Source organism: uncultured Brachyspira sp., assembly GCF_944393015.1.
In the GTDB taxonomy this organism is placed as follows: Bacteria; Spirochaetota; Brachyspiria; order Brachyspirales; family Brachyspiraceae; genus Brachyspira.
In genome coordinates this window covers 1-15,389 of the sequence record NZ_CALXYQ010000064.1, presented here as the reverse complement: position 1 = coordinate 15,389, position 15,389 = coordinate 1, and the positions used below count along the sequence as shown (strand labels likewise).

The 15,389-nt window shown below is 31.7% G+C and carries 12 protein-coding genes and 1 tRNA gene; 2 read left to right on the top strand and 11 right to left on the bottom strand.

Translation table 11 applies throughout. The annotated features are described in order from the left end of the window. Positions 1-217: 217 nt before the first annotated feature. The gene (locus Q0K19_RS13905) at positions 218-352 is read right to left on the bottom strand and encodes a hypothetical protein (protein WP_297248986.1); all 135 of its coding nucleotides are present in this window, start codon (positions 350-352) and stop codon (positions 218-220) included. Positions 353-660: 308 nt separating this feature from the next. Between Q0K19_RS13905 and hisG the strand changes: the two genes are divergently transcribed. Continuing rightward, positions 661-1,281, top strand: coding sequence for an ATP phosphoribosyltransferase (gene hisG / locus Q0K19_RS13900; RefSeq protein WP_297248984.1), 621 nt, complete (start codon positions 661-663; stop codon positions 1,279-1,281). A gap of 9 nt (positions 1,282-1,290) precedes the next feature. Continuing rightward, entirely contained in the window at positions 1,291-2,565 is a 1,275-nt protein-coding gene (gene hisD / locus Q0K19_RS13895) for a histidinol dehydrogenase (RefSeq protein WP_297248982.1), read from the top strand. A gap of 526 nt (positions 2,566-3,091) precedes the next feature. Here the strand turns inward: hisD and Q0K19_RS13890 are convergent. The 10 genes from Q0K19_RS13890 to Q0K19_RS13845 all read right to left on the bottom strand — a co-directional run bounded on the left by Q0K19_RS13890 (position 3,092) and on the right by Q0K19_RS13845 (position 15,388). Further along, entirely contained in the window at positions 3,092-4,033 is a 942-nt protein-coding gene (locus Q0K19_RS13890; RefSeq protein ID WP_297248980.1) for a TDT family transporter, read from the bottom strand. Positions 4,034-4,168: 135 nt separating this feature from the next. Further along, a complete protein-coding gene (gene rpoC / locus Q0K19_RS13885; RefSeq protein WP_297248978.1) occupies positions 4,169-8,371 on the bottom strand; it encodes a DNA-directed RNA polymerase subunit beta' in 4,203 nt (1,400 codons plus the stop codon). Between the two features lie 19 nt (positions 8,372-8,390). After that, on the bottom strand, positions 8,391-11,912 hold the full coding sequence (rpoB, locus tag Q0K19_RS13880) for a DNA-directed RNA polymerase subunit beta (RefSeq protein WP_297248977.1): 3,522 nt from the start codon (positions 11,910-11,912) through the stop codon (positions 8,391-8,393). Positions 11,913-12,042: 130 nt separating this feature from the next. After that, entirely contained in the window at positions 12,043-12,429 is a 387-nt protein-coding gene (gene rplL, locus Q0K19_RS13875; protein ID WP_008728857.1) for a 50S ribosomal protein L7/L12, read from the bottom strand. A gap of 56 nt (positions 12,430-12,485) precedes the next feature. Continuing rightward, complete coding sequence (gene rplJ / locus Q0K19_RS13870) at positions 12,486-13,010, bottom strand: 50S ribosomal protein L10 (protein ID WP_297248970.1); 525 nt, start codon at positions 13,008-13,010, stop codon at positions 12,486-12,488. A gap of 104 nt (positions 13,011-13,114) precedes the next feature. Continuing rightward, positions 13,115-13,816, bottom strand: a complete 702-nt coding sequence (gene rplA, locus Q0K19_RS13865) for a 50S ribosomal protein L1 (protein WP_297248968.1) — start codon at positions 13,814-13,816, stop codon at positions 13,115-13,117. A 75-nt stretch (positions 13,817-13,891) separates the two neighbouring features. Next, a complete protein-coding gene (rplK, locus tag Q0K19_RS13860) occupies positions 13,892-14,314 on the bottom strand; it encodes a 50S ribosomal protein L11 (RefSeq protein WP_012671806.1) in 423 nt (140 codons plus the stop codon). 45 nt (positions 14,315-14,359) lie between these two features. After that, entirely contained in the window at positions 14,360-14,947 is a 588-nt protein-coding gene (gene nusG / locus Q0K19_RS13855; protein ID WP_014488770.1) for a transcription termination/antitermination protein NusG, read from the bottom strand. Between the two features lie 5 nt (positions 14,948-14,952). After that, a complete protein-coding gene (gene secE / locus Q0K19_RS13850) occupies positions 14,953-15,273 on the bottom strand; it encodes a preprotein translocase subunit SecE (RefSeq protein WP_297248964.1) in 321 nt (106 codons plus the stop codon). Positions 15,274-15,315: 42 nt separating this feature from the next. Then, positions 15,316-15,388 (bottom strand) — tRNA-Trp (locus Q0K19_RS13845). Position 15,389: the final 1 nt, after the last annotated feature.

Sequence of the window (15,389 nt, the reverse complement as noted above, 5' to 3'; positions counted from 1 at the left end):
GCAATAATATAAAAAATTTTACTAAGCAAAGTACAAAGTTTAATAAAAGAAAATAAGAAAGTAAGAACTGATATATACAGCGATGATTATAATACAGATTATAATTACAGAGAGAAATACATATTTGAAAATGATGCTTTAATTAATTCATAAAAATTACAAATATCTAGATTTAGGATATATAAAACAATTTTTATTAATAATTATTAATTATCAATTAGCGTTTATCATTCTCGCATAATATAATTCTTGTAACTGTTGGATTAAGTTTTACAACTGTTCCATCATCTAATTTATGTTCGGTTAACATAACAGTAGAATTTTGTAATTTTTTAGTTTTTTTATTTGACATATAATGCCCTCCTAATTTAAAGTATATAAATCATGTTACTATTGTCAAGAAAATATCAATAAATATTATTTTTATTAAGTATTTTTTACACATTATTCGTTATAATCTACTAATAAAAGTTATATATACAAATTTTTTTATACAGTATACAATTTTATAAACAATATATTAATACTTTATTTCACATTATTTATTTTTTATACTATAAAACAAATATTTGAAACTTTTTAAATATTACTATTTGAAAAAATGTCTTATTAATATTATAATATTTTCTAAAATTTAAAATATATTAAAGAATACAGATTATGATTAATATAGCATTACCAAAAGGAAGATTAGTAAATAAAGTATATACTCTATTTGAAAAAATAGGTTATGAAAATAAAGAACTATTAGAAGATAATAGAAAATTAGTATTTGAAAATAAAGATAAAAATGTGAGATACCTAATAGTAAAGCCTTCTGATGTTGGAATATATGTTGAGAAAGGTGTTGCTGATATAGGTATTGTTGGAAAGGATATACTTCTTGAAAATAATCATGATGTATATGAGTTTCTTGATTTGAAATTCGGAAAATGCAGAGTTTGTATGGCTTCTGTAAATGGATATAAAGAAGATATTGAAAGAAGATTAAGAGTTGCTACAAAGTACGTTAATATATCAAAAAATTATTTTAACTCTATTAATAGAGATGTTGAAATAATAAAATTAAATGGTTCTATTGAGTTAGCTCCTATACTTAATCTTTCTGATGTGATTGTTGATATAGTAGAAACAGGAAGTACTTTAAGAGAAAATAATCTCACAGTTATAAAAGAAATTATTGATTATATAAGTGCAAGATTAATAGTTAATAAAGTAAGCTATAAGTTTAAAAATGATTTAATAAAAACTATAGTAAAAAATATAGAAGAAGTTTTATAAGGAAGTTTTATGATAAAAGTAATTAATTATAAAGAATGCAAATCATTAGATGATATATTATTAAGAAGTCAATTCAGTCATGATGATGTTAATGAAAAAGTGAAAGCTATATTAGAAGATGTAAAACAAAATGGAGATAGTGCATTAAAAAAATATTCTAAGATGTTTGATAATGCAGAAATAGAAACTTTAGAAGTAACAGAAAAAGAAATAGAAGAAGCATATAACAGAGTTGATGATAAGTTTAAAGAAACATTAAATCTAGCTTATAACAATATAGAAAAGTTCCATAAAAAACAATTAAGAAATAGTTATATAACAAATGAAGAAGACGGCATAGTAATGGGACAGATTATAAATCCAATAGAAAAGGTCGGAGTTTATATTCCGGGAGGCACAGCAGTTTATCCATCTACTGTACTTATGAATGTAATACCTGCAAAAGTAGCCGGAGTCAATGAAATAATATTGGTATCTCCTCCAAATAAAGAAGGAAAAATAAATGATAATATATTAGCAGCAGCAAAAATAGCAGGAGTAAACAGAGTATTCAAAACAGGCGGTGCTCAGGCAATAGCAGCTTTAAGTTACGGCACAGAGTCTATACCAAAAGTATATAAAATAGTAGGACCTGGAAATATATATGTTGCTATGGCTAAAAGATTAGTATTCGGAGAGGTTTCTATTGATATGGTGGCAGGTCCTAGCGAAGTATTAATAATAGCAGATGAAACAGCAAATCATATACATATAGCTTCTGATATGCTTGCACAGGCTGAACATGATAAATTAGCTTCAAGCATATTAGTAACAACATCTAAAGAAATAGCTGAAAAAACAAAAGAAGAATTATACAAACAATTAGAAAAATTAAGCCGTAAAGATATAGCAATGGGATCTATAGAAAATAACGGCAGAATAATAATAACAGATACAATAGATGAAGCATTATATATAAGCAATGAAATAGCACCTGAACATTTAGAGATCAGCATAAAAGAGCCTTTCTCTGTATTAAGCAAAATAAAAAATGCAGGATCTATATTCTTAGGAGATTATACACCAGAAGCTTTAGGAGATTATTTATCAGGTGCTAATCATGTAATACCTACAAGCGGAACAGCTAAATTTGCTTCTCCATTATCAGTAGATGATTTTATAAAGAAATCTTATATAACTTATTATACTAAAGATGCTTTGAGCAAAGTAAAAGATAATATAATCAATTTTGCAGAGCATGAAAGTTTAGAAGCACATGCCAATTCTGTAAAAGTAAGATTTTAATAGTATTTAATTTATAAAAAGTGAAAGTAAATTTTACTTTCACTTGCCCACCCTTTTTGATTTATGATTTTAATTTGTCATTTTTACAATATTTTTATTTTTAGCTTTTACTGTAATTATAAAGCCCACCCTAGCATTATTTAAATTTATAATATCATCACCGCACGCTGAACAAAATTAAAAATATAAATTGATTTTGAATATCAAATTTTTCAATATATGAAGTTTAGCTCACCGTGCGTTGAATGCATTTTTAATTTAATAAAAACTTGGGCGGGTGCTGTAATTTCTGATTAAACTATAAAGATAATAAAAATTAGAATTCCAAAATAAAAATAAAAAAGAATAAAGGGCGGGGTATGTAATTAAAGCTAAATAGAAAATATTACAATTTTTAATAATATATACCTAAACAATTATATTTTTTCAAAAATAATTTCTTACAAAATATAGTCGTTTAAGTATAAAATAAAAATATATTTATATTACTCTATTAATATAAATATATTTATTAATTATCAAAATATTATTTCTTTTCTTTTATAACATTATTATGAACAAAGAACATCATATTGATAAATACATAAATAATCATCATACTTGCTATTATAAGCTCAAATATAGCTATAGCACTCCATATATGAGCATATTCGCCATTAATACTCTTTGAATAATTAGCATATTTTAGCAAGGCTTGAGCACCAACAGCTAGAGGGAAAGTATAAGCTGCAAACAAAGGTATAAACTTAATTCTAAAAGCCCTTATAAGAGATAAATAAACTTTAAATGTAGTAAATAATCCCAATGCCAAAAGAAAATTAAGCAAAGCTGTATTATAATCAGTAAAAGCACTTAAATAACCGCATAAACAAAGATTAGCAGGTGCTCCCATTACAGCAAATGCCGGAAATCTGTCATCAGCCAAAGGATCATGAAAAATTATCCTATAAAATATAAATGGAAATAATATAATATATAGAACTGTGCCTATATAAACTATTACTTGAGATACTTGAGGAAATCCCATATTAGTACCAGTAACAGCAGCTACAACTATTCCCACAGGAGGAACAAACCAGCTAGGAAGTATATGATGCAAATCTTTTAAATTGATTCTATGAGCTAAAAAAGTAAAAGCAAATATCACATGAACTGCAATCGCCGTAAACCACATAGCAACACCAAGCGGTTTTACAAATTGAACTACTGAAGATGATATTACCATAACAGCCATATCAAGAGTAGGAATAGTGCTTCCTGCAACAGGATGTTCTAAATCATTAAGAAAAGCTCCGAATGATGAAAATATTTTAGTTATAATGGTTAATATTAAGATAGATGAGATTAAAGCACCTATATATGCAAAATATTTAATACCTGTGAATATAGTCCAAGCATTAAATATACCTCCTACACCAAGTGCTAAACCAGTGAGAGCCAAAGGCATTTTATTAATTTTACTTATCATTTTTTATTACACTTTATTATTTAGATTTTTGAATTATTCATTATTAAGACTTTTTAAATTAGAAATTGATAATCAATATAATTAAAGAGGTTTCCATAAATACTTATGAAAACCTCCTTTATTGAAATGATTTATTTATACAGTTATTTGCATAACCTCTTCTTCTTTAGCACTATTATCTATATTATCTTTCTTATCCAAGTCTCCGCTTTGCTTGTTGTAGACATGAAGCTTGTTATACAATTTAACACCAGTACCGGCAGGTATTAAGTGTCCTATAATAACATTTTCTTTTAATCCAAGCAATTTATCAACCTTTCCTTTAATAGCAGCATTAGTTAATACTTTAGTAGTTTCTTGGAATGAAGCAGAAGATATAAAGCTTTCAGTATTAAGAGCAGCTTTAGTTAAGCCTAAAAGTACAGGCTTACCGCTTGCAGGAGAACCGCCGGCCTCTTCATAACGTCTGTTTTCTTCTTCAAACTCATATTTATCAACATACTGACCAACAATATATTTAGTATCGCCCGGATCAGTAATTTCAAGTCTTCTAAGCATCTGTCTTATGATAAGAGCGAAGTGCTTATCGTTAATACCTACACCCTGCTGATTGTATACTGTCTGAATTTCTTCAAGCAAGTAAGTTTGTAAAGCCAAATCTCCTTGAGTTTCCAATATATCATGAGGGTTTATTTTACCAGCACATAACTGAGTACCTGTTTTTACTTGGTCGCCGTTTCTAACAAGAAGCATTTTACCATGAGGTACTAAGTGTTTAGTTTCATCAAATTCGTTTCTGATTTTAACTACTTTTTTACCCTTATGAGAACCGCCTATTTCAACCTCGCCGTCAATACCAGCAATGATAGCAGTATCTTTAGGTTTCTGAGCTTCAAGCAATTCCTGTACTCTTGGAAGACCCCCAGTAATGTCTCTACTTTTCTGCTGTATACGAGTAGTTTTAGCAATAACCTCTCCTATTTCAACTCTTTGGTTGTTTTCAACTAAAAGCTGAGCACCATTAGGTATGTCAGTTTCAAAAGGATCGCCTTCACCTGTAATCAAGATTTTAGGCTGCATACTAGCATCTTTAAACTCTTGAATAATATTAGTTACGTTTCCTGTTTGATCGTCTATAGATTCAACCAATGTTCTTCCAGGAATGATGTCCTGCCATCTTACTATACCAGCTTTTTCTGAGATGATAGGCTCGTTATATGTATCAAAGCTAGCTATAACAGTATTAGGTTCTATGAATACATGTTCATCAACTTTATACTCACTTCCAACTTTAATTACTATTGTGTGTTTATCACCTGTAATCATTATATATTTATCATCATCAGTGATTTTGAAAGTACCATTATGTGTAGCTTTAATTTCTGTACCGTCTTTAAGAGTAGCTATAACATCACCTATAAGAACTTTAGTATTCTGTTCAGTTAAAATATCTTTTAATGTAGATTTTTCCCATTTCTCTAAAACTCTTCTGATAATTAAATCACCTTTTCTAGCTGTGATTTTAACACCATTAGGCTGAACAACATAGTTAGAGAATTGTTCTATATATATAGGATAGTTAACTTTAATTTCGTTTTCTTCTACCATCTGAGTAGCAACACCGCCGATGTGGAAAGTTCTCATTGTAAGCTGAGTACCAGGCTGACCAATACTTTGAGCAGCAACTACTCCAACAGCCTCACCTATAGAAGCTAAATTATTAGTAGATAAGCTTCTTCCATAACATTTCTGACATACACCCATTCTGCTTTCACAAGTAAGAGGATGTCTAATGCTGATTTTTTCTATACCAGATTTCTCTATTAAATCACCTATTTCTTCTGTAATTTCAGTATTAGCTGAACATATAAGCTCTTTAGTAACAGGATGATATATATGCTCACTTGTAAAGAAACCAACAACACGCTCTTTAAGAGATTTTTTGATTTCATCTCCGTTTTTTATGGCTTCTATAGCAATACCTTTAACAGTACCGCAGTCATGCTCTGAAACAACAACCCCTATTGCAACGTCAACTAATTTTCTAGTAAGATAACCAGCACTTGAAGTTTTTAAGGCAGTATCGGCAAGACCTTTTCTAGCACCGTGAGTAGAAATAAAGTATTCCTGTACAGTAAGACCTTCTTTAAAGTTAGAAATAATAGGAAGTTCGATAATTTCACCGGAAGGCTTAGCCATCAAACCTCTCATACTAGCAAGCTGTCTTATCTGCTGTTTAGAACCTCTCGCACCAGAATCAGCCATTATGTATACAGGGTTAAATCCGTCCTGATCCTGTCTTAAGTTATCCATCATAGCTTCAGTTATTCTACCTTCAACAGTAGTCCAAAGGTCCATAACTTTCTGTTTCTTCTCACCAGTAGTAATAATACCGTTCATATACTGATTTTCAATGAACTCTACCTGTTTAGTAGCTTCCTCTATTTCATGTTTTTTCATTGGAGGAATAAGTATATCAGCAATAGAAATAGTAGAACCGAATACTGTAGCACTTTGATAACCAAGTTCTTTAATATCGTCAAGCATATTAACTGTTACTGCTGTACCATGTTTCAAATATACTTCATGAATAAACTTAGCTAAATCTTTACTGTTAAAATCTCTGTTTTGATATCTAAAATCTTCAGGAATAACTTCATTGAATTTTAATCTTCCCACAGAAGTTTCAATAAATTCTTCCTCTCCGTCTTTATTTTTCATTAAAACTTTAATTCTTGATTCAAGCTCTACCAAATTATTATCATAAGCAAGTAAAGCATCTTTAGGAGATGAGAACATCTTTCCTTCACCTTTACTGCCTGTTCTTAATTTAGTAAGATAGCTGATACCAAGTACTATATCCTGAGTAGGGTTAACAATAGGTTCACCATTAGCAGGGTTTAATATATTATGAGGAGCAAGCATTAAAGTCCAAGCCTCAATCTGAGCCTCAGCAGAAAGCGGAGTATGTACAGCCATCTGGTCACCGTCAAAGTCAGCGTTATAAGCGTGACAAACTAATGGGTGAAGCTGAATTGCTTTTCCTTCAACAAGTACAGGTTCAAATGCCTGAATACCAAGTCTGTGAAGAGTCGGTGCTCTGTTTAATAGAACCGGATGCTCTTTAACAATATCTTCTAATACTCCCCAAACTTCTTCTCTGCCCTCTTCTACGAATCTCTTAGCAGATTTTATATTATGAGCTGAATTAATTTCAACTAATTTTTTCATTATGAAAGGCTTGAATAACTCTACAGCCATTTTTTTAGGAAGTCCGCATTGATGCATTTTAAGTCTAGGACCAGCAACAATAACCGAACGTCCTGAATAGTCAACACGTTTACCTAAAAGGTTCTGTCTGAAACGTCCTTGCTTACCTTTAAGCATATCTGAAAGAGATTTTAAAGGTCTGTTTCCAGGACCTTTAACAACTTTCTTTCTTCTGCTGTTATCAAATAAAGCATCAACAGCTTCCTGCAACATTCTCTTTTCATTTCTGATGATAATATCAGGAGCTCTTAAAACTAATAATCTTCTTAAACGAATATTTCTGTTTATAACTCTTCTGTAAAGATCATTCAAGTCTGAAGTAGCAAAACGTCCGCCGTCAAGCTGAACCATAGGTCTTAAATCTGGAGGAATTACAGGAACTACATCGAGTATCATCCAAGTAGGATCATTACCGCTTGCTTTAAAATCTTCAAAGATTTCAAGACGCTTTCTTAAACGTCTATCACTCTTTTCACGTTTTTTAATCATTTCCTCTCTGAGTTTTCTGATTTCTTCATCTATATCAAGGTCTTTAAGCATATCTCTTATGCCTTCAGCACCTATACCTATTCTTATATTATCACCATATCTATCTAAAGCTTCATTATATTCATCTTCAGTTAAAAGATCGCCTTTAGAATAACTGCTATCACCTGGATCTATAACAACATATCTTTCAAAATAAAGTACGCTTCTTAAATGAGCTATATTCATATTTAAAAGAAGCCCTATTCTTGAAGGAGTGTTTCTATAGTACCAAATATGAGCAACAGGAGCAGCTAATTCTATATGTCCCATTCTCTCTCTTCTAACTTTGAAATGAGTAACTTCAACACCGCATTTATCACAAACTACGCCCTTATAACGAATACTTTTGAATTTACCGCAATAACATTCATATTCTTTAGTAGTTCCGAATATCTTCTCACAAAAAAGTCCGTCTCTTTCAGGTCTTAAAGTTCTGTAGTTGATAGTTTCAGGTTTTTTAACCTCACCATAACTCCATTCTCTCATAACCTGTGGGCTTGCTATACTAATTTTTATTTGGTCAAAGTTTGAAAATTGCATATACTTAAACTTCTCCTAATTATTTAAAAATCTTGGTTTGTTTCTTAGTTTTTTGTCTAAGCTCTTTTTCAGTAGAAGGAAGCTGATTGCCTTCTTCATCATGAATAGTAATATTAAGACCCAAACCTCTAAGCTCTTGAACTAATACGTTAAAGCTTTCTGGTATACCCGGAGAGGATATAACATCACCTTTAACAATGGATTCATATATTCTAGCACGTCCTGTCATATCATCTGATTTAACAGTTAAGAACTCTTGAAGCATATTAGCAGCTCCATAACCCTCTAATGCCCAAACTTCCATCTCTCCTAATCTCTGACCTCCGAATTGAGATTTACCTCCCAAAGGCTGCTGAGTAACAAGTGAGTAAGGACCTGTACTTCTAGCATGTACTTTATCTTCAACCAAGTGATTAAGCTTAAGCATATACATATATCCTACAGCTACATCATTTTTGAAAGGTTCTCCTGTTCTTCCGTCATAAAGTCTAACTTTACCATTAGGATTCATACCGCTTGTAACGAATGCTTCTCTTAAAGCCTCCTCTTTAGGACCTTCAAATACTGGACAAGCATATTTAAGTCCCATTTTATGGCCAGACCAACCAAGCAACATCTCAATAACCTGACCAATGTTCATACGAGAAGGTACACCTAATGGGTTAAGACATATATCTACAGGAGTACCATCTTCTAAGAATGGCATATCCTCTATAGGCATGATTCTAGCAACAACCCCTTTGTTACCGTGACGTCCTGCCATTTTGTCGCCTTCCTGTATTATACGCTTCTTAGCAAGGAATACTTTTACAACTTCCTCTACACCAGGCTTTAATTCATCGCCGTTTTCTCTGCTATATACTCTAACATCTATAACAGTACCATCCTTACCATGTGGTACTCTTAAAGAAGTATCTTTTACATCTCTAGCCTTCTCACCGAATATTGAGTGAAGAAGTCTGTATTCAGGAGTTATTTCTGTTTCTCCTTTTGGAGTTACTTTACCAACTAATATATCTCCTGCTTTTACTTTAGCACCTATTCTTACAATACCTCTTTCATCTAAGTTTTTGAAAGCAGCATCTGACACATTAGGTATATCTCTAGTAATATTTTCTTTATCTAATTTTGTTTCACGAGCTTCAACCGAAAACTCTTCTATATGTATAGAAGTAAATACATCTTCCTGAACTAATCTTCTGCTTAAAAGAATAGCGTCCTCGAAGTTATAACCTTCAAAAATCATGAAAGCAGCAAGAACGTTTCTTCCTAAAGCTAATTCACCATGATCTGTTGCAGGGCCGTCAGCTAAAAGTCCGCCAGCCTTAACAACATCACCAACATTAACTACTGGTCTTTGGTGATAATTTGTATCTTGGTTAGTTCTTTGATATTTTACTAATTCATAAACATCTAAATCATCATCACTATTTTGTTTAGTAGGCTTAATTATAATTTCATCATGAACTACTTTTATGACTTTACCAGCTCTTTTAGCATGAACTGCTATACCTGTTCCAGGCTGACAAATCTTAGCCTCTACACCTGTTCCTACTATAGGAGCTTCTGGATACAATAAAGGTACACTTTGACGTTGCATGTTTGAACCCATCAAAGCTCTGTTAGCGTCGTCATGCTCCAAGAATGGTATCAAAGAGCTTGAAAGTGATACAATCTGCTGAGGTGAAACGTCCATATACTGTACCTGATCTGGTGAAGAATACGGGAATTCACTTCTGAATCTTGTTGAAATAAGATTATCTTTGAAAGTTCCATCCTCATTTAAAGGAGCATTTGCATCAGCAATATGGAATTTTTCCTCATCATGAGCTGTCAAATACTCTATTTCATCTGTTACTTTTCCGTCAATAACTTTTCTGTATGGAGTTTCTAAGAATCCATGCTTATTGATTTTAGCATAAGTAGCAAGTGAAACTATAAGTCCAATGTTTGGACCTTCAGGAGTTTCAATAGGACATATTTTACCATAGTGAGTATGGTGTACGTCTCTTACTTCGAATCCTGCTCTATCTCTAGTAAGACCGCCCTGACCTAAGGCATTTAATCTTCTTTTATGTGTAATCTCTGATAATGGATTGTTCTGATCCATGAACTGAGATAATTGGTTTGTACCAAAGAATTCTTTTATTACAGCCTGTATAAGTTTAATGCTTACAAGAGATTGAGGAGTTACAGCCTCCATATCCTGCATTTGCATTCTTTCTTTTGCTATACGCTCCATTCTAGTGAAGCCGGCTTTTATTTGTATAGATAATAATTCACCTACGCTTCTTACACGTCTGTTTCCTAAATGGTCAATATCATCTAATTGTTCTTCATTTATGAATACTTTTATCAAAAAGCGAATAGTTTCTACTATATCTTTATGTCTTAAAACTTTATCCTGTTCACTTTCTGGGAAATTCAATCTTTTATTTAATTTATAACGTCCCACATCTCCTAAAGCATAGGATTTAGGGTCAAATACTAAGTCATTACAAGTTCTTACAACGTTTTCTATTAAAGCAGGCTCACCAGGTCTTATAACATTATAGATTTTAGTGCATGCTTCTTCTTGGTTTTTTGTTGTATCTTTATCTAAAGTATTAATTATGGTAACATTATCTTTTATTGCTTCCATATTTAATACGGATATTTCTTTAATACCGCTCATTAAAAGTCTTTCAGCCAAGTTAGGGTTGATAAGTTCGCCTGGATTCAATATGATTTCATCAGGGTTTTCTGTATCAAATACTGTAGAATAAGATCTTCTGCCTATTAAAGCTTCTTTAGCATCTTCATCTGAAAGTTTTTCTAATGATATATTATCTACTTCATAAAATAATTTCAAAATTTCTTCATTAGTTGTGATACCAATAGCTCTTAAAAATACTGTAACAGGAAGTTTTTTCTTTCTGTCTATTCTTACATACATTATATCTTTTTTGGTATCAAGTTCGAATTCAAGCCAAGTACCTCTGTCTGGAATTATCTTAGCTACGAACATAGCATCTCTGTCGCTGCGGTTGAAAACTACACCTGGAGATCTATGAATCTGAGAAACTATAACACGTTCAGCACCATTAACAATAAATGTACCTCTGTCAGTCATAGCAGGTATATCACCCACAAATATTTCCTGTTCAATGATTCTTTCAGGGTCTCTTACAGTTAATTGTACTTTTATTTTAAAAGGATAAGAATAAGTTTTATCTCTTCTTCTAGCCTCTTTTTCTGTCATTTTAGGCTCGCCTATAGAGTAAGAAATAAATTCTATTTGCATTTTTTCATTAGAAGCTACTATAGGGAATATAGAAGTTAAAACTTCCTGTAATCCTTCATTTTTTCTCTTATTTTCAGGTACATCCTTTTGAAGGAAGCTTTCATAAGATTCTTTTTGTATAGCGAGGAGATCGGGAGGTTCTATTACAGAAGCGGTTCGTGAAAAGTTTACACGTCCGTTTTCTATCCTATATTTTTTTGCGAACTCTACCCCTCTTTCCGGATATACTTTATTATCTATCTGAATATTATTGGCCATATTAAAAGATCTCCGCTTTTACGCTTTTAATTTTATTGATTTATTAAATACACTAATAAGAAGGGTACAAAGAATCATACCCTTCCTATATACGAATCATTAATTGTTAATGATATATTTACAAAAATAATTATTTAACTTCAACTTTACCACCAGCTGCTTCTAATTGTTTCTTAATAGCTGCAGCTTCTTCTTTAGAAACGCCTGATTTAATTGTTTCTCCGCCTTTTTCAACAGCATCTTTAGCTTCTTTTAAGCCTAAGCCGCTAACTGCTCTAACTTCTTTAATAAGAGCGATTTTTTGAGCTGCATCAAAACCAGTAAGAATGATATCGAATTCATTTTTCTCTTCTTCAGCTGGAGCTGCTGCACCGCCTGCTGGAGCTGCTGCTACTGCTGCAACTGGCATAGCTGCTGTTACATTGAATTTTTCTTTAATAGCTTCTACTAATTCATGAAGCTCTATAACTTTCATTTCTTCTATTGCTTGTAATATTTCTTCTTTACTTAAAGCCATTGTTTATCTCCTTAAAATTGTTAAAATAGTTTTTTAATTAATAATTTGTCAGCATATTAAGCTGATTTTTTCTTTTCTTCTTCAACACTGTCAAGCACATAAGCAAGTTCTGATATAACGCTTTGCAAGCTGTTTGCCAAGCCAGATATAGGAGACTCGAGTGCTGTAACAAGATGAGAAAGTAAAACTTCTCTTGGCGGAATATTAGCTACCACTTGAACATCTGCTGGGTTTAGCAAATCTTCACCCATATAGCCGCCTTTGATTTTAATTTTATCATTTTTCTTAGATGCTTCACTTATAACTTTAGCTGCACCAGGAACATCTTCCTTAGCAAATACTACAGCTGTAGGATTAATGAACATCTCATCTTTTACTTCTCTGCCTAACTCTTTTAAAGCAATATCAACTAAAGAGTTTTTACATATTTTCATTGAAGAAGAAGTCTTTGCTAATTCACGTCTTAACTCTGTAAGCTGTGCTACTGTTACCCCTCTGTAATCGAAGAATACTAAACCAGCACATCCTCCCATAGTTTCTTTAAGCAATGATACTGTTTCAATGTTTTTCTTATTAGGCATAAATACCACCTCTATTATATTAAACTATTTTGATAATACTATTCATATAATGGGATCACAAAATATGACTTCGCTTAAACAAAATAAGTTTATCGCTAAATTAATTACATTTTGATTTTTTTATGATCTATTTTTATACCTACACCCATTGTAGATGTAACACCTACTGCTTTAATATATTCACCTTTTAAATCTGTAGGTTTTTTTCTTAAAATTTCATCATAGAATACTTTGAAATTTTCATTTAATTTGCTTACATCCATTGAAGCTTTACCTATACCCATTCTTACGATACCGTTTTTATCAGCTCTGTATTCCATTCTTCCAGCTTTGAAACTTTTTACTGCCTGAGCTATGTCAAGAGTAACAGTTCCTGTTTTTGGGTTAGGCATAAGTCCTTTTCTTCCAAGAATTTGTCCCAATTTACCTACTTCTTTCATCAAATCTGGAGTAGCGATAGCAACATCAAAGTCTGTATATCCGCCTTTAACTTTATCAATTAAATCTTCAAAACCAACTTCCATAGCACCAGCAGCTTTTGCCTCATCAGCTTTTTCTCCTTGTGCAAATACAACTACTCTTTTTTCTTTACCAAAAGCATTTGGGAATGATAATGTGTCTCTTATTGAGTGTTTAGGTAAGATATTAAGGTTTATTGTTACCTCAATAGTTTCATCAAATTTACAGGTAGCGTTTTTCTTAGCTAATTCAATAGCTTCATCTACGGAATAGAGTCTTAATTTCTCTACTTGCTTTCTTATAGCGTCGTAACGTTTGCCACCTATTTTTTTCTCTTTTGTAGCCATAATTGTTTTCTTCCTTTTCTTTCAAACGTTTACTCCCATTTATTATATTAAATAAATGGTATGCTTCTTAAATTATTATTCTACTTTAATACCCATAGCACGAGCAGTACCCGCAACTATTTTCTTTGCTGCTTCTATATCATTAGCTGACATATAAGCCATTTTTTCCTGAGCAATTTCTTCAAGCTGCTTTTGATTGATTGTAGCAACTTTAGTTTTGTTAGGCTCTCCAGAACCTTTTTCTATGCCCAATTTCTTTTTGATTAATGTAGAAGTAGATGTTCCTTTAGTAACGAATGTATAAGTTTTATCTTCATACACTGTTATGTAAGTATTTAATAGCTGACCTTTCATTTTAGATGTTTTAGCATTAAAATCCTTAACGAAAGCAGCTATTTGTATCTGCTTCTGACCCAATGCAGGTCCTAATGGAGGAGCAGGAGTTGCCTCTCCGCCTGGTATGCGAACCTTTACAATACCAACCACTTTTTTAGCCATTTTTACTACCTCTTGATTTATTTATTTTTATAATATCTTATTAAATTATAACTTTTTTACTTTACTAAATTCTAATTCTGTAGGAGTGCTTCTTCCAAATATCTCAATTTTTACTGTTACTCTTCCCTTATCAGAATTAATATTTTCTATTATACCATTAAGTCCATTGAAAGGTCCGTCTATTACTTGAACCTTTTCACCTATATCAAATTCCATTCCAATAATTTCATTGATACCAGTTTTGGATTTTTCTTCTCTATTTTCAAATATACGTGCAACATCTGATTCGCTTAAAGGAGTAGGAATAATATTACCTTCTTCTTTAGTTGTAGCATGACTTCCTATAAAGCCTGCAACTCCAGGAGTTCTTCTAACCATAGACTGTGTAGCATCATTCATTATCATTTTTACTAAAACATAGCCAGGATAAAAGAATTCTTCTTTAGATACTTTTTTACCATTTTTTGTAGAAGTTACTGTTTCTGAAGGTATATATATATCAACTATTAAGTCAGTCATACCATTTTCTTTAGCTCTTTTCTCTATACGTTCACGAACCTTATTTTCATAACCGTGCTGAGTATGAACTATATACCATTTATAATCTTTTATATCAGATATTTCTTCAGACATGTTTTTCACCTATTATATCTATTTTTTCTCATATAGCGAATAGCAAAATATATTACAAACAAAACAACTACAGCAACAATCAAAACTAATGTAATTTTAGAAGATATTAAGCTACCCAAAATAGAACCGTCTAATAATGCCCTTGTCAAAAATGTTACTACATAATCAGCAGCACCCAAAAAAGCTGATGCTAAAATAAGTAATATTATAACAACAACTGTCTGATTCATTACATCTTGACGAGTAGGCCAAACACTTCTTTCAAAGAGTTCTTTTTTTATCTCTTTGATAGAATCAATTATATTATTTTTCTTTTTATCAGCCATAAATATTACCTTAAATTATATTACAACAATTTAGAAAAGAATCAGGTCAGACAGGAGTCGAACCTGCAACACCCGGTTTTGGAGACCGGTGCTCTACCAATTGAACTACTGACCCA

What these genes read in the sequence shown, in the direction of transcription:
- Q0K19_RS13905 (WP_297248986.1), bottom strand. Translation starts at nt 352, where the DNA reads ATGTCAAATAAAAAAACTAAAAAATTACAAAATTCTACTGTTATGTTA.
- rpoB (WP_297248977.1), bottom strand. Translation starts at nt 11,912, where the DNA reads ATGGCCAATAATATTCAGATAGATAATAAAGTATATCCGGAAAGAGGG.
- rplK (WP_012671806.1), bottom strand. Translation starts at nt 14,314, where the DNA reads ATGGCTAAAAAAGTGGTTGGTATTGTAAAGGTTCGCATACCAGGCGGA.
- hisD (WP_297248982.1), top strand. Translation starts at nt 1,291, where the DNA reads ATGATAAAAGTAATTAATTATAAAGAATGCAAATCATTAGATGATATA.
- nusG (WP_014488770.1), bottom strand. Translation starts at nt 14,947, where the DNA reads ATGTCTGAAGAAATATCTGATATAAAAGATTATAAATGGTATATAGTT.
- secE (WP_297248964.1), bottom strand. Translation starts at nt 15,273, where the DNA reads ATGGCTGATAAAAAGAAAAATAATATAATTGATTCTATCAAAGAGATA.
- rplJ (WP_297248970.1), bottom strand. Translation starts at nt 13,010, where the DNA reads ATGCCTAATAAGAAAAACATTGAAACAGTATCATTGCTTAAAGAAACT.
- hisG (WP_297248984.1), top strand. Translation starts at nt 661, where the DNA reads ATGATTAATATAGCATTACCAAAAGGAAGATTAGTAAATAAAGTATAT.
- rplL (WP_008728857.1), bottom strand. Translation starts at nt 12,429, where the DNA reads ATGGCTTTAAGTAAAGAAGAAATATTACAAGCAATAGAAGAAATGAAA.
- rplA (WP_297248968.1), bottom strand. Translation starts at nt 13,816, where the DNA reads ATGGCTACAAAAGAGAAAAAAATAGGTGGCAAACGTTACGACGCTATA.
- Q0K19_RS13890 (WP_297248980.1), bottom strand. Translation starts at nt 4,033, where the DNA reads ATGATAAGTAAAATTAATAAAATGCCTTTGGCTCTCACTGGTTTAGCA.
- rpoC (WP_297248978.1), bottom strand. Translation starts at nt 8,371, where the DNA reads ATGCAATTTTCAAACTTTGACCAAATAAAAATTAGTATAGCAAGCCCA.